This window comes from Polaribacter sp. YIW18 (assembly GCF_057219325.1).
In genome coordinates, this window is the sequence record NZ_JBXVVE010000002.1 from 167,669 (window position 1) to 193,517 (window position 25,849).

Below are 25,849 nucleotides of genomic sequence, written 5' to 3' on the forward strand. Positions count from 1 at the left end.
TTTGATCTAAGATTGAAAAACAATATAAACATTAGAATTCGTATTTGGTAGCACAATAAGTTATGACACACAAAGAATATTTCACAAACAGAATTAGCGTGTTTGACGTACCTAAACTTAATAAGGAACAGTTTCTGTATGTACTTAAAATTATAAGCTTAGAGGGTGAAATAAGTGCCTTAGACCAAATAGAAGACAAGGTTTTAGTTTCAGGATTAAAGCAACAAAAAATAAAAGAGTTCAATAGGCTTACTAGAAGAAAGAAACCAGAAGAGATATATAAGAAGTTGGTTTTTAAATAGTCCTCTCTAAAATAACTATTAGATATACACAGTAGTCGGGCTATATACACATTTCACAGCTAATCCTCAAAAAAGAAACCGACTTTAAAATCGATAGGGGGTCTTGTTTTTATAATTTTGCCTAGGATTTTTTGGGTTTTAAACTCTACGTTCAAAAGGGTTTCTCTATTAAAAGATGTGTGTATGAGTTATAAACTTATAAGACACTATAAAAATATTTTTAATTTATCGTACATAAATCGTACAAAATATTAAATAAAAAAACCTAACTAATTTACTATTAAATTGTTAGGTTTTTTAATTGTGGAGACGCCGAGAATCGAACTCGGGTCCAAACAAGCAACAAATTGGCTTTCTACATATTTAGTTCTTTCTTAGTTTTCGTTTAAAAGCTGATTAAGAACAATCCACTTTTAACTTATCTTTTTTAGTTTCAAAAACCTGCCAAAGCTACAAGTTTTCTATGTTTATTTTTACGATGCCCATAAATGAAACGCCATAAACCAAGGCTTTTCGTGGACATAAAGCTTGCTCACCTTGTGAGCCGAGGCTTAATCTTACTATTAATTCAGATTAGGCAGCTAAAGCGTAGTTATCTTCGCCGTTTATAAAGTTGAAACAAGTTTTACAAGTATAGTTTCATTCCTTGATATGCTTACAAATTCACTGACCTTGCTGTCAAAACCAGTCGTCCCCTTAATAAGTTTGCAAAACCTGTTTTGCGTAGTCAACACAACACTTAATTTATTTTAGCATCGTAACAACTCTTATTATATTTTTTCAAAGAACATAAAAAATAGTTTAAAAATCAGACCATTTTTTAGGGCGTTACCCCGCAAAAAAGCGAGGTCAGGCTTTCCGTTAAATCTTTTTTTGCAGCATTTATTTTAACATTAGTATAAAAAAAACAATCTTTTTAAAAGAATAGAATACATATTAAAAATAACAAAAAAAGGATATCACTTCAATCCTTAACGCGGTCTGCAAAAATACAAAAAGTTATAAGTATAACAACGCTAAGTTTTAAAGAAAAATAAATCAACAAAAACAGAATAGTACACGAGGTTACAAGAAATGGCATCGATGATAACAAAACCTTTTATATCAAACAAAATGAAGGCGATTTTATATTAAAATTAGAAATAGAAGTCTAAAGAGTAAATTAATTTTTCGTAATTAACATTAAAATAAATATCTTCGAATAAAATTACAGAAATATGAAGTTTGGCATTATTAAAGAGCGCAAAAATCCACCAGATAGAAGAGTTGTTTTTTCACCAAAAAAACTGCAGCAATTCCAGCAAAAGTATCCAACAGCAGCAATTGTTGTAGAAAGTTCAGCCATAAGAGTTTTTTCTGATGAGCAATATAAAAATGTAGGAATAGATGTTGTAGAAAACGTATCAGACTGCGATGTTTTATTTGGTGTAAAAGAAGTGCCAATTGATGCTTTAATACCCAATAAAAAATACTTTTTCTTTAGTCATACTATTAAAAAACAACCCTATAATAGAGATTTGTTAAAGGCTATTTTACATAAAAAAAATCAACTTTTTGATCATGAAACCATAGTAAAAGAAAATGGCGCACGTTTAATTGGTTTCGGACGGTATGCTGGCATCGTTGGCGCTTACAATGGTTTTAGAGCCATTGGTTTAGCAAACGAAACCTTTAATTTACCTAAAGCAGAAACTTTAGACAGCCAACAAGAATTAATCTCAGAATTAAAAACAATCAACCTAAAAAAAATAAAAATATTACTAACAGGGAATGGTAAAGTAGCTTATGGAGCCAAAGAAATGTTAGATGCCATGCAGATAAGAGAAGTTTCTGTAAATGAGTATTTAGAAAATACTTATTCAGAAACAGTGTATTGTTTGGCAGATGTGTTAGATTATAACAAACGCACAGATGGTAAGGTAGTAGATAATTTCGATTTTTACGAGCATCCAGAAGCTTACGAAGCTAATTTTATGCGTTTTGCAAAGGTAACCGACTTTTTTATTGCAGGTCATTTTTATGGTGATGGAGCTCCGTATTTATACACAAGAGAAGATGCAAAATCAAACGATTTTCAAATAAAATATGTAGCAGATATTTCATGTGATATCAATGGTCCTGTAGCTTCAACAATTCGTTCTTCAACCATTGCAGATCCTATTTACGGTTATAACCCACAAACAGAAAAAGAAGTTAATTTTAAAGATAAAGATGCTATAGTAGTAATGGCTGTAGACAATTTACCTTGCGAATTGCCAAAAGATGCAAGTGAAGGTTTTGGAGAAATGTTTTTAGAAAATGTAATCCCTGCTTTTTTTAATAACGATAAAGATGGAGTTTTACAACGTGCTAAAATGACAGAAAATGGCAAATTAACACCTCGTTTTTCTTATTTACAAGATTATGTAGATGGAAAAGAATAATCTACAAAACAGGCAATTTTTAATTGATTTAGCTAAAATGAAAATGCCTTTTGGTAAATACAAAGGTAGATTTTTAATAGATTTACCAGAGCATTATATGGTTTGGTATCACAACAAAGGTTTTCCAAAAGGTAAGTTAGGGTTACAAATGCAATTAGTTTACGAGTTAAAATTAAATGGTTTAGAAGATTTAATTAGAAAGATTAAATAATTCAAACCATAAATTTTTATTTAAAGCTTAATTCTATTTTTTACAAATATTTAAAAAATACTTTTTATTATAAAGGTGTTCATAAATAAAAAACTAAACTAGTCTTTTACAGAATATCCTGTAAAAGCCCTGTGGATTTGGCTATAAATATTGCCAACAATAAAAAGAGGTATAATTTATTAGATTAAAACATAAAATTATACTTGAGTAAAAAAAAAATATTTTTAAAAATAAATTATTTTACAACTACACCATAAGTGATATGTGCAATAGCAACAATGGTTAAAGAAGAATACCAATATGTTGGTATTAAAATACATAAAACACCTAGCAGCAAACACAAACTAATTAAAATATATAAACTTTTACTGCCTTTATTTTTTAAAATTAAAAGTAATAAGCCATATAAAAATAAAAATGCAGGAGTAATAAAATTTATGTTACCATAGTTTTTTAAAGTTAAAACACTAATAGAAATAATAAAAATACCTAACAAATATTTTAAAAAAGCAGTTTTAGTTTTTCCATTCCATAATTTGAATTGAAACCTTTTAGCTTTTCTTTTTCCACTAAAAAATAATGCTAATGAACTCAATAAAGTAACAAAAAAAGCAACAGAAATAAACAATATTTCAATTAGTTGTGGAGATAACAAAGCTAAGGGGTTATCGTCTATCAAATAACTATCTAAAACATATTTGTAGACATAGGCAGCTAAAAATATATATATACCAATTAATATGCTATTAAAACCTTTAAGTTGAAAGTTTACTTCAAAATTATCGTGTAAATGTATTTTGTTTGACATATTTTTTTAACTTTCGTAAAGATACAAAATTACCTTTACCTTTTTTTATTCATATACTCTGTGGAGAAGCATACTTTTTAAAACAGCCAAAACCATCTAATTCTATTTAGATGCATTTGCAAATTTTCATAAAAAGCACTATTCAAGAAGTTGATTTACAAATCAAAAGGAAAATTCCTTTTTATTACTTAAATGATAGACCTTTTTGGCTATTTGCTCAACTATATAATATAATGACTATTTAATTTAAGAAAATAAAAAAAAGTATAATTTTTTACATACAAAATATTTTAAAAGGTTATGTATATTATTTACACACACCTTTTATCTTTTTTGGAAAAAAATGAGTAGCTAAAGCGATTTAAAACGAAAAAAAAATAAAACATATTATAAATTATTGATTGTTTTTCTGATGGTAACTAAATTAGTTAGTAGGTTTTCTAAGTTGTCTAAATGCAACATATTAGCACCATCTGACTTTGCGTTTGCAGGATCAAAATGTGTTTCTATAAATAAACCATCTACATTATTTACAACACCAGCTCTAGCAATGGTTTCTATCATTTCTGGCCTACCGCCAGTAACACCAGCAGTTTGGTTAGGTTGTTGTAAAGAGTGTGTAACGTCTAAAACAGTAGGTGCAAAATCGCGCATTTCTGGTATTCCTCTAAAATCTACAATCATGTCTTGATACCCAAACATAGTACCTCTATCTGTAATCCATGCTTTATTAGAACCAGCATCTTTTACTTTTTGTACTGCGTGTTTCATGGCAGCAGGGCTCATAAACTGCCCTTTTTTTAAGTTGACAACTTTGCCTGTTTTTGCAGCGGCCACAACCAAATCTGTTTGTCGAACCAAAAATGCTGGAATTTGCAACACATCTACATACTGTGCTGCTTTTGCAGCGTCTGAAACTTCATGAATATCTGTAACAGTAGGTACGTTAAAAGTTTCGGAAACTTTACGTAAAATTTTCAATGCTTTTTCGTCTCCAATACCTGTAAAGCTATCTATTCTACTTCTGTTGGCTTTTTTAAAACTTCCTTTAAAAATATAAGGAATTTCTAATTTATCTGTAATAGAGATTACTTTTTCTGCAATTCTTAAAGCCATTTCTTCGCCTTCGATAGCACAAGGGCCTGCTAACAAGAAAAAGTTATTAGAGGTGGTGTGTTTTATGTTTGGTATTTCTGATAAAATCATCTGTAAAATTTTTATCAAAAATACATAAAAATATATGTTTTTAGCTTTGTTTTTTTTGAAGTCATAATGAAGTAATGATGACTGTTTAAAATCTATTCTTCTTTTAGATTCTTATTTTAATTCGCTATATTTATAGCTTAAATTTTTATCAGATTATGACCAAATTAGTTAAAAGTATTGTATTTGTTTTCGTATTTATTTTTAATATGTATAGTTGTAAAGTTGTGCAAACAGCTAAAGTTGGTATAGATGGTAAACCTATAGTAAATAGTAGCACTAAAAGTAAAGCTGTAAAGGCTTTTTTTATAGACTCCACACTTGTAAAAAAGCATTTATATACGTTGGCTTCTGATGAAATGGAAGGAAGAAAAGCAGGTACAGAAGGTATTGAAAAAGCGGCAAAATATATAGAAAATGAGTTTGAAAAACTAGGTTTAAAAACCTTTGGAAATTTACAATCTTACAGACAAACTTTTGATTTTGAAAATAGAAGAACCAAAGAAAATATTATATCAAGTAATATTATTGGGGTTTTAGAAGGGAAAAGTAAAAAAGACGAATATGTGATAGTTTCTGCACATTATGACCATTTAGGGAAGAAGAAGTATGGAGAAGGAGATTTGATTTATAATGGAGCCAATGATGATGCTTCTGGTGTAGCTGCTGTTTTGGTACTGGCAAAATATTTTAAAGAAATGGGGAATGAAAGAACTATTGTTTTTGCTGCTTTTACTGCAGAAGAAATGGGCTTAATTGGATCTACACATTTTGGTAAAGGGATAGATGCTAGCAAATTTGTGGCTGGCATTAATTTAGAAATGATTGGTAAAGTACCAAGTTTTGGGCCCAATACTGCCTGGTTAACAGGTTTTGAAAGAAGCGATTTTGGTAAAATTATTCAGAAGAATTTAGAAGGTACAGGTTATCAGCTATTTCCAGATCCTTATAAAAAATACAATTTATTTTTTAGGTCAGACAATGCTTCTTTAGCAAGATTGGGTGTGCCTTCCCATACATTTTCTACAACCCCTATTGATGTGGATCCAGATTATCATAAACTTACAGACGAAGCAGAAACCTTAAATATGACTGTAATTACACAAACGATACAAGCTGTTGCAAAGGGAACAACAAGTATTATAAACGGAAAAGATACCCCTAAAAGAGTCCTGATAAAAGAACAATAATTATATAATTAAATTACCACTGCTTTTTTAATTGTCTTTTAAATTTTTCTTCTCTGGTTTAGTTAAAGATGATAAAAAAGACATCAATTTCTCAAAGTATATTTTTTTTTGATTTCTAAGTTTTTTTTTGACATTAAAATTAACGAAAATATATGGAAAATCATTGTCAAAATTGGAGTAGACCGCAGAGGTATAAATGGCTATTTTTGTATTTCTGAGGCTATGCGAATTGAATTTGTTTTTTAAATATTAAACCCATCCATACCATATGGTTGCTTTAAAATCCCTAAAATCAATTCTCAAACCTAAAGCATTATTAGTGTATTATAATCACTTAGTATTTTTAATAGTAAAATAAACTTTTAGTTCAGTTTAGTGCTAAATATAATTAATATTATAGAGAGCTTTTGTATTTTTACTTTTTAAAAATCTTTACATGCAAATTCATTTTATAGCTATTGGCGGAAGCGCAATGCATAATCTTGCCATCGCTTTACACCAAAAAGGATACCAAGTTACAGGAAGTGATGATACTATACACGATCCCTCTAAATCTAGGTTAGAAAAATATGGTTTATTACCTGACGAATTTGGTTGGTTTCCAGAAAAAATAACCCATAATCTAGATGTTGTTATTTTAGGGATGCATGCAAAACAAGATAATGTAGAACTTTTAAAAGCCCAAGAATTAGGTTTAAAAATTTATTCTTATCCAGAATTTTTGTACGAACAATCTAAAGATAAAACTAGAGTTGTAATTGGTGGTTCTCATGGTAAAACAACCATTACTTCTATGATTTTACATGTTTTAAATTATCATGAAAAAGAAGTAGATTACATGGTTGGTGCTCAATTAGAAGGTTTTGAAACGATGGTGCACTTAACAAAAGATAACGAATTTATTGTTTTAGAAGGTGATGAATACTTAAGTTCACCAATAGATATGCGTCCTAAATTTCATTTATATAAACCAAATATAGCTTTGTTAAGTGGTATAGCTTGGGACCATATTAACGTTTTTCCAACCTTTGATAATTATACTGAACAGTTTCGAATATTTACAGAATCTATGGTAAATGGTGGGAGTATGGTTTATAACGAAGAAGATGTAATTGTGAAAGAGGTAGTAGAATCATCAACCAATCATATTAAAAAATACCCATACCAAACACCAGCACATTTTATAGAAGACGGAATCACCTTTTTAGAAACCGAAGAAGGTGACTTACCTTTAGAGATTTTTGGAAATCATAATTTACAAAACTTAGCTGGGGCTAAATGGATTTGTCAGCACATGGGAATTGATGAAGATGATTTTTACGAAGCAATAGCTAGTTTTAAAGGAGCAAGTAAGCGTCTAGAAAAAATTGCTGAAAATTCATCAACAGTTATTTTTAAAGATTTTGCGCATTCTCCAAGTAAAGTGGCAGCTACTACAAAAGCTGTAAAAGAACAATATAGTAGCAGAACTGTAGTTGCTTGTTTAGAATTGCATACCTATTCTAGTTTAAATGCAGCGTTCTTAGCAGAGTATAAAGGTGCTTTAGAATTTGCAGATAAAGCAGTTGTATTTTACGCTCCTCACGCAGTAAAAATTAAGCAATTAGAAGAAGTTACAAAAGAGCAAATAGCAACAGCTTTTGAAAGAGATGATTTAATAATTTATACGAATCCTAAAGAATTTAAAACATTTATATTCAATTTAGAATTAGAAGATAAAGCAATTTTACTGATGAGTTCTGGGAACTATGGCGGTTTAGATTTTGAAGAAGTTAAGAGTTTGATTTAGTTTTTTTAGACTGAATTGAATCAGTTTTTATCTATGTTATTTTTAAATATTTTAGAAACAGTATCAATCATTTTTGTATTGTTTGAATAGGTAATTTGATAGCAGTTTATTTGATGAAACCAGTCTAAAAACTTCTGAGCATTTTCTTTTAAAGGAGATAGCCAAGAGTCTGGAACCAGTTCTTGAAAAGCTTCTATTTTTGAAATTTGACGAACCCGTAAGTCACTTTCTTTTTCATATTTTATAAAAACCAAGTCGTTACATGGTAAATGATTGTAAAAATCTGTATTGTTAGGTTTTAAATAACGTACAATTTTATTTAATCTTTTAAAATGATATTCTGCAGAATTTTGTAATTCAGGGTAGAGTGGAAGTAACGTTTCTACACTATTCTTTTTAATAGAAATAGCTGCAGGAAAACTGTATACATGAATATTTTTATTAGCTATTGGCACAAAATCATCAGCTAAACAAGTAAAACCATTGGCTTGTAATAATGCCAAAGAAGTGCTTTTGCCATTTCCAGAATCTCCTAAAAATAAAATAGTTTTTTCTGTATTAGAAACTGCAGATGCATGAAAAACACCCATCCATTCATGTTCTTCTTTTTGATGAATTTTCTGAATTAATTCCATAGAAAATTTCCCTTGAAAATAATGAATATCTTTATTGCTCCAAGCACCAATAAAATTTTTATCTACGTAGAAAAAAACATATTTATTATTTAAAAAAACCAAAAATTCATGAGTTATATTTTCAGAGTTTTCTATTTCTAAATGTGCAAATTTCGGGTGCACCAAATACAACTCATATTCAGATGAAAAAGCGACTTTAAATATGATATCATTTATTTTATAAAACTTGGTAAATTCAAAGTAGGTTGGTTTTTCTATATCCCTGTAATCATTTAAAAAAAATGATTTTTTTGTTGATTTAGAAGCGTAAATCTTTTTTTCTAAATCTAGAATAAAATCGATTGTTTTGTCTAAAGGAACATTTAACTTTTTAGAAAGTGCCTTTGCTATTTCTTCAACAGAAACACCTTTACTTAATCGTTTTAAAATACCTGCAGTTGTATTTTCTAAAACTAGATATTTGTTACTGTTTTCAAACCATGTAATTGTTTTGTCTTCTACTGGTTTATATAAAAAAGATGTGTTGTTTTTCATAAAAAATAAATGTAGTTATTTTTATAGTTATATAAAACAAAAACGTCTCGAAAATATTCGAGACGTTTTTAAAAAAATTTAATTTTAGTTTAAAATCCTGTTCCAGTCGCTTCTGGACTTTGAGCTTGTGCTTCTTGTGCATTTAAAATCAGATAAGTTCTAATGCTGTTAAAGAAACATATTTACTGTAATTACCTATTTTTTTTATAGCTTCTTTACGAGAAATAGTATCGTTATTTTGTTCTTTGTTGTTCATATTTTGCCATTTTTTAATTCGTGTAAGTTAGTCTATCATTATTTTGGTTGATAGTTGCCCCTCTTTTGTATATAATTTTACAACATAAACACCAGTAGACATATTAGGTAGTGCAACTTCAAAAGAGTATGTAGGTTGTAAGTTTTTATTTAAAATTTGTTTACCTAAAATGTTATATATAGCTATAGAAGCATTACCAGTTTTTAAACCGTTTATTTTTAAAGTTTGATTGTTAACTTTATAAATACTTGCTGTAGTTAATATATCTGAATTTACAGACAACGTCTTATGAGAAGTATGTAGAAAAAACCTACCAGAACCATCTTGTTTTTCATTTAAAACGACTGTATAATTAGCCTCATTTAAATTTGTAAACTGACCTGTTGCTCTATCTTCTAATTGAACTTTTAAACCATTTGGTAAATTATTTACTTCAGCAGAAAAAGCAATCTCTGAATTCGCTGCTGAAATTAGTCCAATAGGAATTACCATGTTTTTATAATCTGTATTTGGTAAAGATTGTACTTGGTATTTATTCCCAGTATTATCGTTTAACAGATTGGAGTAAATTGCAAAATTATGAGAAACTCCTCCAAACAATTTACCATCAAAACCATTATCAAAACCTTTTGTAGTTCCATCTACATAATAAATTTTGGCATATCTATTATTAATGCCATCATTTACGTTTAGATAGATTGAAGATGTTATTTTACTTGATTTTTGAAATGTTTCAGTACTATGATGATCTGTGCCACTAATATCGAAACTTATATTATCTGAACTCGTTGCAGCAGTTCCTGCTTCTATAAAGAATCCTTGTCCTGGTGCAATTTCAAAATTAGTATCTTCTGTAATACCTGACATTTTTGCATCATAAGAGCTTCCATTCCAAAACCAAACTGTTCCACCAATAAGATTAGCTGTATTGTTACTTGTAAAAAAACTTCCTAAATTTAAAAATGATGTGAAAGGGTTACCTACCAAATTGTAATTATTAGGATTGGATGTTCCATAAGTAATAGTTGTAGTTTGTGTAGAAGTGTAAATCCCTGTTCCCGTAAAAGAGATTAGACCACTACCAGATCTTATAATTCCATATCCTTTACCTTTACCAAAAGTTCCATTATTACTATCGTCTGTTTGTAAATATCTCCAATGACCAGTTGCTGTATCTGAACCTCCATTATCTGTGTCTATATCAGAAGATGTATTATCATACCAACTCAAACCAATATTATCTGTATCTAGGCTGCTTGTAGGAATAGAGTTGGATGTTGCCCAATTTGCATCATAAGTTTCCCCAACAATAGGTGATGATATTAAATACCATTGAGAGCCATTAGAAAAATTTCTATTGAAAGTAGCTGAACTTACGGTAAAAGTATTTGTAGCTTTCAAAGTTCCTCCTGAAGCTATATTTAAGGAGTTAATAGTTACAGCAGTACTTACGGTTGGGTAATTGGTTATACCAGTAGGAATTAAAATATTATCAGAAGTTCCAGATGGATTACTACTATCTATCCAGTTAGTTGTAGTATTCCAATTATTATCTGTGGTTCCAGACCATATTTTATAAAAACCTGTATTACTTGTATTATTTCTCCCTGGAGAAAATAAAACACTTCCATTACCAGTTACATTATCATGTGTAACAAAGTTACCTGTAAAATCTGGATCTCTTGCTAATGAGATATTATTACCTCCTTCACTAGCATAGGTGTAAGAAGTAATAGTTATGCCATTAGCATCTTTTATAGTTATTGTATCTCCTCCATTATTAAGACCTAAGAAACCTGCTGATGCAGTTTGTGTTAGTGAAGGTATATTTGTTGAGGTACCTCCACCAAAAACAACAATAGTTCCTGTAGTAGGTATAATAGTTCCTTTAGGAAATGTATGTCTTAATCCAGTAGCATCCTCAATGGTGTAACCACCAATATTCGATTCACCTCCTGATGCATTATAAATTTCTATAAATTCATCCTCTGAAGTACTTACTGAACCATCACCATTAGCATCTCCGTTTGTTTCATCTGGATCTGCTTGAAATTCATTAATTACTAAATTTGGTAGTTCATCATCTTCATTGGTAACTATTTTAGTTACATCAGTTACTGGGTCATAGGCATCGTCAGAATTTATATCATTAACAGAAACGCTAATTGTTACATTTATACTTCCATCTTGTAAAGTATCATCTACACCTGTTGCAGTAATTGTTTGTGGAGTATCCCAATTGGCATTTGTAAACGTTAATGTAGCTTCATTTAAGGTAACTTCTCCAGTATCTCCACTAGTAATATTTAAAACTACATCTGTAGTTGGTTGTGCATTTAATACAATTGTAAATGTTGCTGTAGTACCATCTTCTGAGGTGTTACCTGACACTGCACCTAAAGTTATACCAGGTCCTGCACTTGCCATTGCAAAGTTAGTGGTATCAAATGTTTGTGCGGTTCCAGAAGTTGTCCAATTTGTACTATTGTAAATGTTCGTTAAGTGACCAGGTTTATCATTAGTTGTTCTAACTCCAGTATAAATACCATTGTCGCCACCCAAATAAACTGCATTTGTACCTTCCGTTAAGCCAGTTCCAGTTAAAGAACCTGAATCACCTGAATCTTCACCTGCAAAGCCAAGTATTGTATATGTACCGGTATTATATACATTTGTTGTTGTTTGATAAATAAAAACTCCATCTCCACTATTTCCTAAAGCAAAAGAACCAGCTCTTTGAGTTACAGTTCCACCAAAAGAGGATGATGTTGTTGTTAAAGTTATAGTAGTACCAGCTGTAATAGAGGGGGTTACCCACTCGTAGAAACCTTCACTTGTATTAAAAGCGGTACTACCATTCCATTCGTTATCTGTAAAGAAAACAGATTCTCCTGAAGGTATGTCTACTAAAGCAATTAATAGAAATTCTTCATTATCGACACTAACCCCGATTATAGCTAAATCTCCAATAGTTAGTGTTTGAGCTTTTAATGAAAATGTTGTTGATATAGCAAACAACATATATAAAGCAATTTTTAAAAAGTTTTTTTGTTTCATATTTATTTTTTTGTTAAAAATACAAATAAATATAAAATATAGAAACTCAAATAATTAATTAGCAATAAGATAACTCTTAACTATCTTCGTCTTAACAAAAAAATAATTTGATAAAAAAGAGAGGTGTTTTATAAAATATTTCTTTTGTTAAAGAAAGAATTTTTTTAAAAAGAAAAATAACTTCATTTTTTTATTCTCAGAATGTAAATTTTAATATATACAATCAACAAGATTATCAAAACGGATACATTTTTTTTATACAAATAATAGTATCATTTTTTTATCTTTTAGAGTTTAAAGTAGTAAAAGTCATTTAACTAAAATACTAAAAACTTAGTATTAAAGGTGAGATACTTAATTCTTCCGCCAGAAAAATGGAGTGAATAAAATTAATACAGTAAATAATTCTAACCTACCAATTAACATCAAAAAAGAACAAAACCATTTTGCAGCCGAAGTTAGGTGATTAAAATTATCAACAGGACTAACAGAGCCAATTGCTGGCCCAATATTACCCAAAGAGGATGCTGCGGCACCTAATGCAGACATAAAATCTAACCCAAATAATGTTAAAGCCACAGATGACATTATAAAAATTAGCATATAAATAATAAAGAAAGATAAAATATTAAAAACAATATTTTTATGCACAGTTTGGCCATCATACCTAACAGGAATTATTGCATTTGGGTGTAAGGCTTTTTTAAATTCTAAAAAACTGTTTTTTAACATCACAATGTGCCTTACCACTTTAACACCACCACTTGTAGAACCAGCAGAACCGCCTGTAAAAAATAAGGCAAAGAAAATACCTGTTGCAAAGAAATTCCACATGGTAAAATCTGCAGACACAAAACCAGTTGTTGTTACCACTGATGTAACCATAAATAAAGAATGTCTTATCGCACTCTCTGTTTCTCCTAAAACTTTAGGATGTGCCAAGGTACTTTCTAAATTTGGGTCTTGAAAAAAGATGATAATGATTGCAATAATGGCAGAGATACTTAAAATTCCAAATAAATAATATTTAAACTCTTCACTTTTAAATACCTTTTGAATTTTCCCTTTTAAGGCAAAATAAGTAAGTACAAAGTTGGTGCCTGCAACAAACATAAAAGTTATAATAATGTATTGTATTAAGGGTTTACCATTATAAAAAGCAATGCTATCTCCTTTTGTAGAAAAACCACCTGTACTCATGGTTGCCATTGCATGATTGATGGCGTCAAACCAAGTCATACCTGCAAATTTTAGCAACAAAAACTCTAAAAGCGTTAATAAAACGTATATTAAATATAGTCTTTTGGCTGTATCTGTAATTCTAGGATGTAATTTATCTGCTGATGGTCCAGGTGCTTCTGCCATAAACAGCTGCATACCACCAATACCTAAAAGAGGTAAAATAGCAATGGTTAATACAATAATTCCCATTCCACCAATCCAATGCGTTGCACTTCGCCAAAATAAAATTCCTTTTGGCATATTGTCTATGTTAGTTAAAATAGACGAACCTGTGGTAGAATAGCCAGAAATAGTTTCAAAAAATGCATTTGTAACACTAGATATTGCTCCAGAAAGTAAATAAGGCAACATCCCTGTAAAAGAAAGGATTAACCAACCCAATGTTACAATTAAATACCCTTCTTTTTTCTGAATATTTGTACTTGTGGGTTTGTTTGCAAAGTATAAAATCACACCAATAAAAACGGTGATAATTCCAGCATTTAAAATCCCCCATTTTTCGGGTTCATCATTAAAAATACTAAAAGGAACAGCTAAAAACATAAACAAACCATTTAAAATAGCTGTTATGCCTAAAAACCTGTAGATTATTTTTGTGTTTAAAGTACCCATTTTATCTAAATAGACTTTCTACAGTTTCTATAGCTTCTGGTAAGCAGAACACAATTACTTTATCTCCACTTTGTATTTGCATACCCCCAAAAGACATTAACGGTTTTCCATTTCTAATAATACCTCCAAAGACAGCTTCTCTAGGAACATTTAAATCTCTAATTGGTTTTTTAGTAACTTTTGCGTTAGGTCTTACTTCAAATTCAAATACTTCTGCGTCTATATTGTGTAGATTTGCTAATGCTAGTATTTCTCCTTTTCTAATGTGTCTAAAAATATTACTTGCAGCAATTAGTTTTTTGTTGATAAGAGATTCTATACCAATCGTTTGAGAAATATCAATATAGTCCATATTTTCTACAAGTGCAATGGTTTTTTTTACTCCTTTAGATTTTGCTACCAAACAAGACATAATATTGGTTTCTGAGTTGTTGGTAACTGCAATAAAAGCATCTGTTTCTCTAATATTTTCCTCTTCTAAAAGTTCAAGGTTTCTTCCATCTCCATTAATAACTAATACATTGTCTAAACTTTCTGCTAAATTTTCTGCTTTCTCTTTATTTTTTTCTATTAATTTAACTTTAAAATTATCTTCACAAAGATTTCTAGCAGTTTTTTCGCCAATACTACTACCCCCTAATATAATTACATTTTTAATATTAAACTGTTTTTTTCCTATGATGGGATACAAATCCTTCATACTATAATTGGGAACAGAAAAATACACTTGGTCATTTAATTGATAAGCAACATCACCTCTAGGAATAATTGTTTGTGCAACATTATCTCTTTTGATAGCAATGGTTATAAAATCTATATTTTTAAACTTTTGTTTCGCTTCTTTAACCGTCAAATCTACTAAAGGAGATTTGTAGGTTAAAGAAGTACCCATTACATTAAAAGTACCGCTTTCAAAAGTAACAGTATCGTTAAATGAAGATTGATTTAACAACATTTTTATTTCATTTGCGGCCAACTCTTGTGGAGAAATCATAAAGTCTAAACCAAACTTTTTAAAGTCTACTTCGCACTCATTTAAAAACTCTGGATTGTCTATTCTTGCTATTGTTTTTTTTGCTCCTAGAGCTTTACCAATAACAGAGATTGTAAAATTGGTGTTTTGACTTTCTGTAACAGCAATTAAAAGATCAGCAGAATCTACACCAAGCTCTTTTAATAGTTTGATAGATGTGGCATCTCCTTTTCTGGTAATTACATCTAAATGATTATTGATATAATTTAGTTTTTCGCCATCAAAATCTATTATGTAAGTATCTTGAGACTCGTAAGAAAGCAGTTTTGCTAAATGGAAACCTACATCTCCAGCACCAGCAATAATAATCTTCATATTTCAAATATAGAATATTAACCGCAAAGATATAAAGAGTTTAGGTGCAAATGCAAATAATTGAGTTTTTTCCCTTTTTTGTAAATAAATATAACATTTTTCTATTTTGTATATTTATAAAAAAATAGGCGAATGGATAAGTTAACAATCAAATCTTGGGCTTTAGACGATAGGCCTAGAGAAAAGTTATTAGCAAAAGGAAAAGCAGTATTGTCTGATGCAGAATTAATAGCAATTTTAATTGGTTCAGGTAATAGAAATGAAAGTGCAGTGGCATTGTCTAAACGTATTTTAAGTGCTGTAAATGGTAATATTTACGAGCTTGCAAAACTATCTGTAGAAAAATTAACCGAGTTTAATGGTATTGGAGAGGCAAAAGCCATTGCAATTATTACTGCATTAGAATTAGGGAAAAGAAGGCAGCTAGAAGTAGCCTTAGAAAAACCTAAAATTGTTAGTAGTAAAAATGTGGCAAACTTAATGCAACCCATAATTGGCGATTTAGACCACGAAGAATTTTGGGTTCTTTTTTTAAGTAACTCTAATAAAGTTTTAGCAAAAAGTCAAGTTAGTAAAGGTGGGTTAACAGCTACAGTTGTAGATATTAGACTGTTGTTTAAGAGAGCTTTAGAGTTGGTGTCTGTAGCCATTATTGTTTGTCATAATCATCCTTCAGGAAAATTACAGCCCAGTGTTGCAGATAAAAATTTAACCGAAAAAATGAAACAAGCTGGCAATACTTTAGATATTAAACTACTAGACCATTTAATAATTACAGAAAAAGCGTATTTTAGCTTTGCAGATGAAGGCTTGTTGTAATTTTAAGTTGCATTGATTAGTAAAAAAAAACACTGTAAACTACTGCTAAACGCTGTAATGTAAAAAAATAATGATTGTAGTATATACACATAAAATAACACCCAGAGTTCGTTATATATTTAAACATATTTTAACTAGAACCTTACAAATACCGGTTAGTTTTACAACTAAAGTTGAAGAATTTGTAGCACATAAAGGGCCTAAATTAACCTATACAAAATCACCTTTAAGTAACGAGTTTTTTATAAAAAGTAACGAATTGTTATTTGAACAAGGTGTAAACGATTTAGAAATAAACATACAAAAATGGGAAGAAGTACCATGTTTTTTTGCTACTGGAAGTAAATCTGCAATTCCTTTTGATATTTTTGCAGCAAGTTTTTACTTAATTTCTAGGTACGAAGAATATTTGCCTCATGTTAAAGACAAACATGGGCGTTTTATGGCCTCAGAAAGTTTAGCTTATAATAATAATTTTTTAGAAAAACCTGTGGTAGATATTTGGGCTTACAAATTCTTAAAAGAATTCAAAGAACGGTTTCCAGATTATGAAGTTGAAAACAGAAAATATACTTTTATTTCTACCATAGATATAGACAATACATTTGCCTATAAACATAAAAGTTTAATAAGAACAACAGGTGCTTTTTTAAAGGATTTTTTTAAACTAAGACTTTTAAGTGTTTGGTATCGATTAGCAGTTTTACTAAACATTAAAAAAGATCCTTTTGATAATTTTGATACAATTTTAAACATCAAAAAAAATAAAAAAATAAAAACTATTTTCTTTTGCTCTGTTGGTGATTATACTACTTTTGACACCAATATTTCTGCCGCTAAAAATAAATTCAAACTACTTGTAAAAGATTTGGTAGATTATGCCAGAGTTGGCTTACACCCTTCTTATTTTACAATGCAAAATGCAGCACTTTTAAAAAAAGAAAAAGAAAGACTTGAGGATATAACAAATATGCCCGTAACCAGATCTAGACAACATTATTTACGCTTTAATTTGCCAGAAACCTATCAACAATTAATAGATTTAGAAATACAAGAAGATTTTACTATGGGGTATGCAAGCAATGTTGGTTTTAGGGCAAGCACTTGTACACCTTTTTATTTTTATGATTTAGATTTCGAGATTCAAACCCCTTTAAAAGTATATCCTTTCGCTTTAATGGATACTACATTAAATGATTATTTAAAGATTACACCAAAACAATCTTTGGGTAGAATTAGAGATTTAAAAAACGAGGTAAAAGCTGTAAATGGTACTTTTATCACCTTGTTTCATAACGAGAGTTTAAGTGATCATATGCGCTGGAAAGGCTGGAAACGTTTGTACGATTCTATGGTAAAAATTGCAACGATTTAGGATGATAAAATACGTTCATAGAAAAGATTTAGAGGTAGATAAATACAACTTTTGTATAGAAAACTCAATACAATCTAGAGTGTATGCTTTTTCTTGGTATTTAGATGTTGTTGCCAATCATTGGGATGTTTTGGTTCTGAATGATTATGAAGCTGTAATGCCAATTCCTTGGAAAAAAAAGTACGCAATTAAATACGTTACACAACCGTATTTTTGTCAGCAATTAGGTGTTTATTCTAAAAGTATTATTTCAGAAGAAAAAATACATGAATTTATAAGTTGTATACCTAAGACTTTTTTTAAAATATTCTATCAATTTAACTCTTTAAATACCATTAAGTTAAATTATAGAACTAATTATATTTTAAGTCTTAAACAAAACTATGAAATAATAAAAGCGGGCTACAGAAAAGATAGGAAGTATAGAACTAATCAAGTAAAAAAAAAGCAATTTACTTTTATAAATTTGTCTATTCATGAATTAATAAATATTGCAAAACAATATTATAAACATATAGATTTGTCTAATAAAGATTATTTGTTGTTAAATAATTTGATTTCTAAATGTATAAATGAAAACAAAGGCTTTTTATTAGGTGTAGAAGATAATGAAAGTAACATTTTGGGAGGTGCGTTTTTTGTGAAAACCAATAAAAGAATTTATTATTTATTTTCTGTTGTAACTCCAAAAGGAAAAAAAGATAATGTTGCCACTTTATTAATTGATAAAATTATTGCAGAGAATTGTAACTCAAATTTGACTTTAGATTTTGAAGGATCTATGATTGATGGTATTGCTTCTTTCTATAAAAGTTTTGGAGGTAAACCAGAAAAATACGGTTTTTTAAAACAAAATAATTTTTCTTTTTTATTTAAATAGATTTACTTTTTTATAAAGCACTTTAAATGCAATTGCAGACACAATACCCGTAAACCACATTAAAATTGCAGAGGTTAAAGCAGCTCCTTTAATGCCATATTTAGGAATTAAATAATAGTTGCTAATTACGTTTAAAAGTAAAGCAACACTGGCAATGTAATAGTTTATATGTGCTTTCCCAATAGAAGATAAAAGGTTGCCAAACAATCCTCTAAAAATAAAAATTCCGCAAACACCCAGCATTAAAATAAAAAATGTCTGTGTGTACTTTGTAAAGTTGTTGTCTAAAAGTTTTAAAATAAAATCACCCAAAAAATAGCTTGTTATTACTAAAACAATGCTAATCAGCAAAAACAAAAGCATGTAACTTTTTATATAATTTTTAATATAAGTTTTATCATATATTTTTTCTGTAAAAGCAACAAAATCTGTTGCCATAAAAACACGAGGTAAAAACAGTAAACTAAAAGGAATTAAAGAAATATATCTATAATTGGTAACCATTTCTGTGTTAGCTAATAAGTAACCAATTAATAAAATATCTATAACAAAAAGTAATTGTGTAACTACATTAGAAAGGCTTGCAAAAAAGCCATATTTCCAAAAAGAAGTATCTGTTATGGTAAGTTTATTTTTTAATGTAAAATTGATTCCTATTTTTTTTACAAATAAAATAGCAGTTAGAGTTGGGGCTACAAGCAATGCAATAGCATACCCAAGTTCTTTAAAAAAGTAACTTAAAAGTAGTACAGAAACCAGTAGCAAAACACTTTGTACTATTTCTGTAAAAGCAAATTTTTTGTTGTTGTGATTTAACCTTAATTGTGCTTTTATAATTTCTAATAGAAATGAAGGGATGATTATAAAAGACAGTATAATTAAATAAGTTTGGGTTTTTTCAAACTTAAAGTCAATAAAAAAAGAAATAATACTAATACAAGCAATTAATAATAAAGAAACCCAAACCCCTTTTTTAAAAACATACAAAAACAAGCTATTTTGTTCTGTTTTTGTTTTAAGTAAGGCACCATATCTTATAAAACTTTGGTGCAAGCCTAAACCGCTTATGGGTATAATAAATACTATAATATTATAGGTAAAAAGTACAACCCCTAATTCTTTATTTGGTATTAACTTTAAAGCAAACCAAGCTGCTAAAAAAGAAAATATACGTGCAAAAATGGTGGCTAAAAAAACATAGCTTCCTTTTCTTTTTAAAAAATTTGAAATGTAAGAAACAATTAAATTCAAACTAAATATTTAGAGATTTGTAGTAAAGTTGCGAAAATTTATTGGAAATTACCTCTTTACTAAATTGTTGTGCTACAAAACTATGCATTTTATCTGGGTCTAATTTGTCAAAAGTAGTTTTATAATTTAAAATTTCTTCTAATAACAAAGTTTCATTTTTAATTGGGATTACCTTACAAAATTGCTCGTTTTTAAAAAGAGTTGCAATACCAGTATTGGTTGCAATAACAGGTGTGCCACAGGCAATTGCTTCTGGTATTACAATGCCAAAAGTTTCATAATTGCTAAAAGAAACACATAAAGCTGCATCTTGTAAATAGTTTGCCAATTGCTTTTGAGACACATGTTTTGTAAAATGAATTTTAGCTTTTTTAATATTTAAACTAGTTATAAACTCTTGATATTCATTTCCAGTACCACCAATAAAATGCCATTCAAAACACGCTATTTTTTCCTCTAAAAATTTTGCCACATGTAACATGCCTTTAATATTTTTATGGGCGTCTTTTAAACTAGAAACGTGTACTATTTTTAGTGAATCTCCTGCTTTTTTCTTGGGAACAAATAAACCAGTATCTACAACATTAGGTATAGTTTTATAATTACCTTTAAAACCAGCCTCTTTTAAATAAGTTGCTAAATAAGTACTAACAGGACAAATAAAAGCAGCATGTTTTACCACGTTTTTAGCTATTGTTTTTTTAGAATAACTTAGAGTGTTGTTTGTGGTTTGTAAATACGCTGTATGATGTTCTGTAATTATGTATGGTATCTTATTTTTTTTTGATGTATATTTAGCTAAAAGTCCAAAAGGATGTATTTCATTTAAATGAATTACATCAAAAGCACCAATTTTTTTTAATATTTTTTGATATGCTTTCCAAAAAGATTTTAGTTTAGTAATTCTGTTTTTTTTTGGAAGAATATATCCAATATGTGTAGTAAGATTTTGATCTTCTTTGGTAATAATTTCTATTTTTTTAGTACAATTTTTATCAGTAATTAAATGTATTACTGACACTTTATGTTGCATAGCAACTGCTTGTGCATGTCTTTCTATAAAATCTCCATTTGTTGGTAAAACCCTAGAAGGGTACCAACCACATATAAACAAAACATGAAGTTTTTTTTGATTCAACCTAAAAAATATTTATCACAAATATAACAACTTAATCTACTATTTATTATTTATAATTTTTACTTTTATCAAATGAAAATAGAACATGTATTCTTTGATTTAGATCATACTTTGTGGGATTTTGAAAAAAATTCTGAATTAACTTTCCAAAAAATATTTAGCAAAAATAAAATTCATTTAAAAATAGAAGATTTTTTAGAGGTTTATAAACCCTTAAATTTAAAATTTTGGAAATTATACAGAGAAGAAAAAGTGACTAAAGAAGAACTAAGATATGCTAGACTAAAAAACACTTTTGATGCTGTAAATTATAAGGTCTCGGATGCTTTAATTGATAAGATTGCCATTGATTATATAGATAATTTATCTACTTTTAATCATCTTTTTGAAGGTACTTTTGAACTATTAGATTATTTAAAAGAAAAATACACATTACATATAATAACCAATGGTTTTCAAGAAATACAAAGTAAAAAAATGATGACTTCTAACATTCATCATTACTTTAATCAAATAATTACATCAGAGTCTGTGGGTGTAAAAAAACCAAATCCTAAAGTCTTTTTACATGCTTTAGACACTGCAAAAGCAACCGCTAATAACTCTTTAATGATTGGCGATAGTTTAGAAGCAGATATACAAGGTGCCTTAAATGTTGGTTTAAAAGCAATACACTGTGTTTTTGACGATTTAACCCCTACAGATAAAAATATTACCTCAGTTAAAAGCCTGTTAGAAATTAAACAATATCTTTAGTTATAAAGTGGTTTAAATTCTAATAAATATTCTTTTTATAAAGTTCCCAAATTATACATCTTAAGTATTTTTTAGGCCTGCAAAATTAAACACAGAAGATATAGATAGTTTTGGATTAAGAAGAAGTAAATATTGTTATAACAATACCTATAAAGATGAATATACAGATGCTTTTGGAGCACAGTTATACTCAATTTTTAGACCTTTAAATCAGTAATTTGCATTAACTAGTTTTTATGAGAAAATGATAACCAATAATTTGCATACAAAAGTTACTTACTCTTTAGATAATTAATCTTTTAGCAATATTGGGCTGGGTATTTCTTTACAAATTTGGAAAATTAATTTCTATGGAATTATAGATAATTTACTAAATTATTCCGATATTTCATCTTTAAATAATCTTTCTATCCAATTTGGATTTAATTTAATATTTAATTAGAATGAAAAATAAAATAGTATTTGTAATACTTGTTCTTATAAGTTTAATTACAGTAGCACAAGAAAAAAAAGTAAGTAATTTTACATATATAATTGTACCTACAAAGTTCGATTTTTTAAAGGAGGTAGATCAATACCAAACAAGCTCTTTAACCAAGTTTTTGTTAAAAAAGAACGATTTTACGGCTCTTTTAGATTCAGAAGAATTTCCAGAAGATCTAAAAAATAATAGATGTAAGGCATTAACAGCTTCATTAACAGACGCTTCTTCATTTTTAAAAATAAAGCTAAAGTTAGAATTAAAAGATTGTTTTGGTAAAGTATTGTTTGCCTCAGAAGGAGAAAGTAAAAAAAAGGAATTTAAAAAAGGGTATCAAGAAGCGATAAGAAATGCACATAAATTAATGGAGGATATAACTTATACGCCACTTTCTAAGAAAGAACAAATAAAAGAAACTAAAATTAAGTGGGTAGATACCCCTGTTAATACTGTTATTAAAAAAGAAGTTTTACAAGAGGATTTATCACTAAAAAAAGTGGTTAAGAAACCAGAACCTACCGACGTTGTTTTATATGCGCAACCAAAAAAAAGTGGCTTTCAATTAATTAATTTAAAGCCAGAAGTTGTTTTTATTATTTTACATACAAACATTAAAGATGTTTATGTAATTAAAGATAAAAATGGTTTATTGTATAAAAAAGAAACAAAATGGGTAGCAGAATATTATGAGAATGGTCAGTTAGTAATGAAGCAATTTGAAATTAAATTCTAATAATCGTATCTGTTTTTCCATCTAGCTTTAAGAATTTCTCTAAACTGATTTTCTCTAGCATTATTACCAGGTTCATAAATTTTGGTTCCACTAATTTCATTAGGTAAAAACTCTTGTTCTACAAAGTTATTAGGGTAATTATGAGAATATTGATAATTTTTACCATACTCTAAATCCTTCATTAATTTTGTAGGTGCATTTCTTAAATGCAGAGGCACAGATAAATCGCCTGTTTTTCTTATTAAGTTTTGTGCTTCTCCAATTGCCACATAAGAAGCATTACTTTTAGCAGAATTAGCTAAATAAACTGCACATTGGCTTAATATTATTCTAGCTTCTGGATTTCCAATAACACTTACTGCTTGAAACGTATTATTAGCTAAAATCAGTGCATTCGGATTGGCATTTCCAATATCTTCAGAGGCTAAAATTAGCATTCTTCTTGCTATAAATTTTACATCTTCACCACCTTCAATCATTCTAGCTAACCAGTAAACAGCTGCATTTGGATCGCTACCTCTTATAGATTTTATAAAAGCAGAAATAATGTCATAATGCTGTTCGCCAGTTTTATCATACCTAGCTGTATTTTTCTGAATTTTAGCTAAAACCAACTCATTTGTAATTTCTATCTGATCTTCAGTAGAAACTAATAACTCAAAAATATTCAATAATTTTCTAGCATCACCACCAGAAACCTGTAATAAGGCATCTGTTTCTTTTAATTTTATTTTTTTTGAGGCTAATAAAGAATCCTCTTTCATAGCTCTATTTAGAAGAGCAATTAAATCTTCTTTGTCAAAAGAATTTAAAATATAAACCTGACATCTAGAGAGTAGGGCTGGTATTACTTCAAAACTAGGGTTTTCTGTAGTGGCTCCAATTAAAGTTACCCATCCTTTTTCTACAGCACCTAATAAAGAATCTTGTTGAGATTTGCTAAATCGATGAATTTCATCAATAAATAAAATAGGATTTTTTGCCGTAAATAAACCACCACTTTTTTTCGCTTTTTCTATAACCTCTCTAACGTCTTTAACTCCAGAACTAATAGCGCTTAAAGTATAAAATGGTCTTTCTGACACATTCGCAATAATATTTGCAAGGGTAGTTTTACCAATTCCTGGGGGGCCCCATAAAATTAAAGATGGAATAATTCCTTGTTTAATTAAATTTGTTAAAACACCGTTTTTACCAACTAAATGCTGTTGACTAATATAGTCTTCTAATGTTTTAGGTCTAATTCTTTCTGCCAAAGGTTCATTCATATGGTAAAAATAGCAAAGTTTTTATGACAGAAGTAGTATTTTTTTACTTTGGTAATATATTTGTTATTTTTATTTTATGAGTGATGAACAAGTTTTACATAATTCTAAACCAATTTTTTTAATTCCATGTACCTATGTATTTGTTATTTGGTTTATTTATTGGGTAGAAATACAATTTCATTTCAATTTTAATAAATTTGGAGTGTATCCAAGAGATTTAGTTGGTTTAAGAGGTGTTTTCTTCACTCATTTTATACATAGTGATACGAATCATCTGTTTAACAATTCTATTCCTTTATTTGTTTTGCTATCAAGTCTTTTTTATTTTTATAAACAAGTTGCTTATAAAGTACTTTGTTATGGTGGGCTTTTAACAGGTTTATTAACTTGGATGATCGCAAGAGAATCCTACCATATAGGTGCAAGTGGCATCGTATATCTTTTATTTAGTTTTGTCTTTTTTAGTGGAATTATAAGAAAACACTACAGATTAGTAGCGCTGTCGTTAATAATAATTTTTTTATACGGTAGTATGGTTTGGTATGTATTACCAATAAAAGATGGCATGTCTTGGGAAGGCCATTTATCTGGCTTTTTAGTAGGATTTATTTTTGCTGTATTTTACAGAAAAATAGGGATTACAAAAAAAGAATATCAATTCTCTACTACTGATTTTGATTTATTATTCGATGAAAACGGAAATTTTTCTCCTCCAAAAATTGAACAAGAAGTAGAGGAGGGGCAAGTAAATGATAAAGAATAATTTATTTTTATGCTACTTACGGCTTATTGCCATTCTTTGTCTTACAGTTTCGTATAAAAAGGCACCACAAGCCACAGAAACATTTAATGAAGCAATTTCACCAAGTAAAGGTAATTTAGCTTTAAAATCTACCATTTTTAGGATAGATGGGTTTACACCTCGATGTTCAGAGCCCATTATAATTGCAATAGGTTCCTTATAATCTACATCATATACAGAAGACGTTGTTTTTTCTGTTGCGGCAACTGTTTTTATTTCTGATGCTTGTAAAATAAATAATGCATCTTTAATATGATCTACTCTACAAATAGGCACTTTAAAAGCAGCTCCAGCAGATGTTTTTATCGTTTCAGCATTTACAGGTGCACTTCCATTTTTTTGAATAATTATTCCATGAACACCTGTACATTCTGCAGTTCTAATAATTGCACCAAAGTTTCTAACGTCAGATATTTGATCTAATAATAAAAAGAGTGGAGTAGCATCACTTTCTAAAGTTTTATTGATTAGAGTTTCTAAATCGTGAAACGCTATAGGGGATATTTGTGCAACTGCCCCTTGATGATTTTGGTTTTTAGAAAGACGATTCAACTTTTCTACAGGTACAAGACTTGTAGTTAACTTATTTGTTTTGATAAGTTTATCCAATTCATGAAATAAGTTACCACGTAAGCCTTTTTGTAAGTATATTTTATTTATTGTTGAGCCACTTTCAATTGCCTCAATAATAGCTCTAATTCCAAAAATATTAGTCATTTCTGTTTCCATGTTGCAA

General features: G+C 29.0%; 21 protein-coding genes and 1 other RNA gene. 11 read left to right on the forward strand and 11 right to left on the reverse strand.

The window, feature by feature from the left end:
• Positions 1-62 precede the first annotated feature (62 nt).
• Positions 63-302, forward strand: a complete 240-nt coding sequence (locus AC2D6T_RS02905) for a hypothetical protein (protein WP_484680403.1) — start codon at positions 63-65, stop codon at positions 300-302.
• A 301-nt stretch (positions 303-603) separates the two neighbouring features.
• On the opposite strand, the gene ssrA is transcribed toward AC2D6T_RS02905, so the two are convergent.
• Positions 604-998: a transfer-messenger RNA gene (ssrA, locus tag AC2D6T_RS02910) on the reverse strand.
• A 521-nt stretch (positions 999-1,519) separates the two neighbouring features.
• Here ssrA and AC2D6T_RS02915 point away from each other — a divergent pair.
• Positions 1,520-2,725 carry an NAD(P)-dependent oxidoreductase gene (locus AC2D6T_RS02915; RefSeq protein ID WP_484680404.1) on the forward strand — a complete coding sequence of 402 codons (1,206 nt, stop codon included), beginning with the start codon at positions 1,520-1,522 and terminating at the stop codon, positions 2,723-2,725.
• Positions 2,712-2,936 (forward strand): DUF3820 family protein, encoded by a 225-nt coding sequence (locus AC2D6T_RS02920; protein ID WP_298947938.1) that lies wholly within the window; start codon positions 2,712-2,714, stop codon positions 2,934-2,936. Before AC2D6T_RS02915 ends, AC2D6T_RS02920 begins: the two co-directional genes overlap by 14 nt.
• A gap of 235 nt (positions 2,937-3,171) precedes the next feature.
• Here the strand turns inward: AC2D6T_RS02920 and AC2D6T_RS02925 are convergent, their stop codons facing one another.
• A complete protein-coding gene (locus AC2D6T_RS02925; protein WP_298947937.1) occupies positions 3,172-3,744 on the reverse strand; it encodes a hypothetical protein in 573 nt (190 codons plus the stop codon).
• Positions 3,745-4,131: 387 nt separating this feature from the next.
• Positions 4,132-4,950: a 3-deoxy-8-phosphooctulonate synthase gene (gene kdsA / locus AC2D6T_RS02930; RefSeq protein ID WP_298947936.1), complete on the reverse strand. Its 819-nt coding sequence runs from the start codon at positions 4,948-4,950 to the stop codon at positions 4,132-4,134.
• A gap of 206 nt (positions 4,951-5,156) precedes the next feature.
• On the opposite strand from kdsA, the gene AC2D6T_RS02935 reads away from it, so the two are divergent.
• Positions 5,157-6,137: a M28 family peptidase gene (locus AC2D6T_RS02935; protein ID WP_484680405.1), complete on the forward strand. Its 981-nt coding sequence runs from the start codon at positions 5,157-5,159 to the stop codon at positions 6,135-6,137.
• A gap of 436 nt (positions 6,138-6,573) precedes the next feature.
• Complete coding sequence (locus AC2D6T_RS02940) at positions 6,574-7,926, forward strand: UDP-N-acetylmuramate--L-alanine ligase (protein ID WP_484680406.1); 1,353 nt, start codon at positions 6,574-6,576, stop codon at positions 7,924-7,926.
• Between the two features lie 20 nt (positions 7,927-7,946).
• Here AC2D6T_RS02940 and AC2D6T_RS02945 read toward each other — a convergent pair whose 3' ends face one another.
• From AC2D6T_RS02945 to trkA, 4 genes are all read right to left on the reverse strand, one after another.
• Positions 7,947-9,095, reverse strand: coding sequence for a hypothetical protein (locus tag AC2D6T_RS02945; protein WP_484680407.1), 1,149 nt, complete (start codon positions 9,093-9,095; stop codon positions 7,947-7,949).
• 283 nt (positions 9,096-9,378) lie between these two features.
• Positions 9,379-12,408, reverse strand: coding sequence for a lamin tail domain-containing protein (locus AC2D6T_RS02950; RefSeq protein WP_484680408.1), 3,030 nt, complete (start codon positions 12,406-12,408; stop codon positions 9,379-9,381).
• Positions 12,409-12,762: 354 nt separating this feature from the next.
• Positions 12,763-14,262, reverse strand: coding sequence for a TrkH family potassium uptake protein (locus AC2D6T_RS02955; RefSeq protein WP_298947931.1), 1,500 nt, complete (start codon positions 14,260-14,262; stop codon positions 12,763-12,765).
• A 1-nt stretch (position 14,263) separates the two neighbouring features.
• Complete coding sequence (gene trkA / locus AC2D6T_RS02960) at positions 14,264-15,610, reverse strand: Trk system potassium transporter TrkA (protein WP_298947930.1); 1,347 nt, start codon at positions 15,608-15,610, stop codon at positions 14,264-14,266.
• Positions 15,611-15,742: 132 nt separating this feature from the next.
• Here trkA and radC point away from each other — a divergent pair, with 132 nt between their 5' ends.
• The 3 genes from radC to AC2D6T_RS02975 all read left to right on the forward strand — a co-directional run bounded on the left by radC (position 15,743) and on the right by AC2D6T_RS02975 (position 18,684).
• On the forward strand, positions 15,743-16,429 hold the full coding sequence (gene radC, locus AC2D6T_RS02965; RefSeq protein WP_298947929.1) for a RadC family protein: 687 nt from the start codon (positions 15,743-15,745) through the stop codon (positions 16,427-16,429).
• A gap of 70 nt (positions 16,430-16,499) precedes the next feature.
• The gene (locus tag AC2D6T_RS02970) at positions 16,500-17,804 is read left to right on the forward strand and encodes a polysaccharide deacetylase family protein (protein ID WP_484680409.1); all 1,305 of its coding nucleotides are present in this window, start codon (positions 16,500-16,502) and stop codon (positions 17,802-17,804) included.
• A 1-nt stretch (position 17,805) separates the two neighbouring features.
• A complete protein-coding gene (locus AC2D6T_RS02975; RefSeq protein ID WP_484680410.1) occupies positions 17,806-18,684 on the forward strand; it encodes a hypothetical protein in 879 nt (292 codons plus the stop codon).
• On the opposite strand, the gene AC2D6T_RS02980 is transcribed toward AC2D6T_RS02975, so the two are convergent.
• Both AC2D6T_RS02980 and AC2D6T_RS02985 read right to left on the reverse strand, forming a co-directional pair.
• Complete coding sequence (locus AC2D6T_RS02980; RefSeq protein WP_484680411.1) at positions 18,673-19,935, reverse strand: MATE family efflux transporter; 1,263 nt, start codon at positions 19,933-19,935, stop codon at positions 18,673-18,675. The genes AC2D6T_RS02975 and AC2D6T_RS02980 overlap by 12 nt on opposite strands.
• Position 19,936: 1 nt before the next feature.
• A complete protein-coding gene (locus AC2D6T_RS02985) occupies positions 19,937-21,073 on the reverse strand; it encodes a glycosyltransferase family 4 protein (RefSeq protein WP_484680412.1) in 1,137 nt (378 codons plus the stop codon).
• Between the two features lie 72 nt (positions 21,074-21,145).
• Here AC2D6T_RS02985 and AC2D6T_RS02990 point away from each other — a divergent pair, with 72 nt between their 5' ends.
• Complete coding sequence (locus tag AC2D6T_RS02990) at positions 21,146-21,829, forward strand: YjjG family noncanonical pyrimidine nucleotidase (RefSeq protein WP_298947924.1); 684 nt, start codon at positions 21,146-21,148, stop codon at positions 21,827-21,829.
• Between the two features lie 443 nt (positions 21,830-22,272).
• Positions 22,273-23,043, forward strand: a complete 771-nt coding sequence (locus AC2D6T_RS02995; RefSeq protein WP_484680413.1) for a hypothetical protein — start codon at positions 22,273-22,275, stop codon at positions 23,041-23,043.
• Here the strand turns inward: AC2D6T_RS02995 and AC2D6T_RS03000 are convergent.
• A complete protein-coding gene (locus tag AC2D6T_RS03000; protein WP_347187023.1) occupies positions 23,040-24,311 on the reverse strand; it encodes a replication-associated recombination protein A in 1,272 nt (423 codons plus the stop codon). The genes AC2D6T_RS02995 and AC2D6T_RS03000 overlap by 4 nt on opposite strands.
• A gap of 76 nt (positions 24,312-24,387) precedes the next feature.
• Between AC2D6T_RS03000 and AC2D6T_RS03005 the strand changes: the two genes are divergently transcribed.
• Positions 24,388-25,074 (forward strand): rhomboid family intramembrane serine protease, encoded by a 687-nt coding sequence (locus tag AC2D6T_RS03005; protein WP_484680414.1) that lies wholly within the window; start codon positions 24,388-24,390, stop codon positions 25,072-25,074.
• 12 nt (positions 25,075-25,086) lie between these two features.
• On the opposite strand, the gene rlmB is transcribed toward AC2D6T_RS03005, so the two are convergent.
• Positions 25,087-25,842 carry a 23S rRNA (guanosine(2251)-2'-O)-methyltransferase RlmB gene (gene rlmB, locus AC2D6T_RS03010; protein ID WP_484680415.1) on the reverse strand — a complete coding sequence of 252 codons (756 nt, stop codon included), beginning with the start codon at positions 25,840-25,842 and terminating at the stop codon, positions 25,087-25,089.
• Between the last annotated feature and the right edge of the window lie 7 nt (positions 25,843-25,849).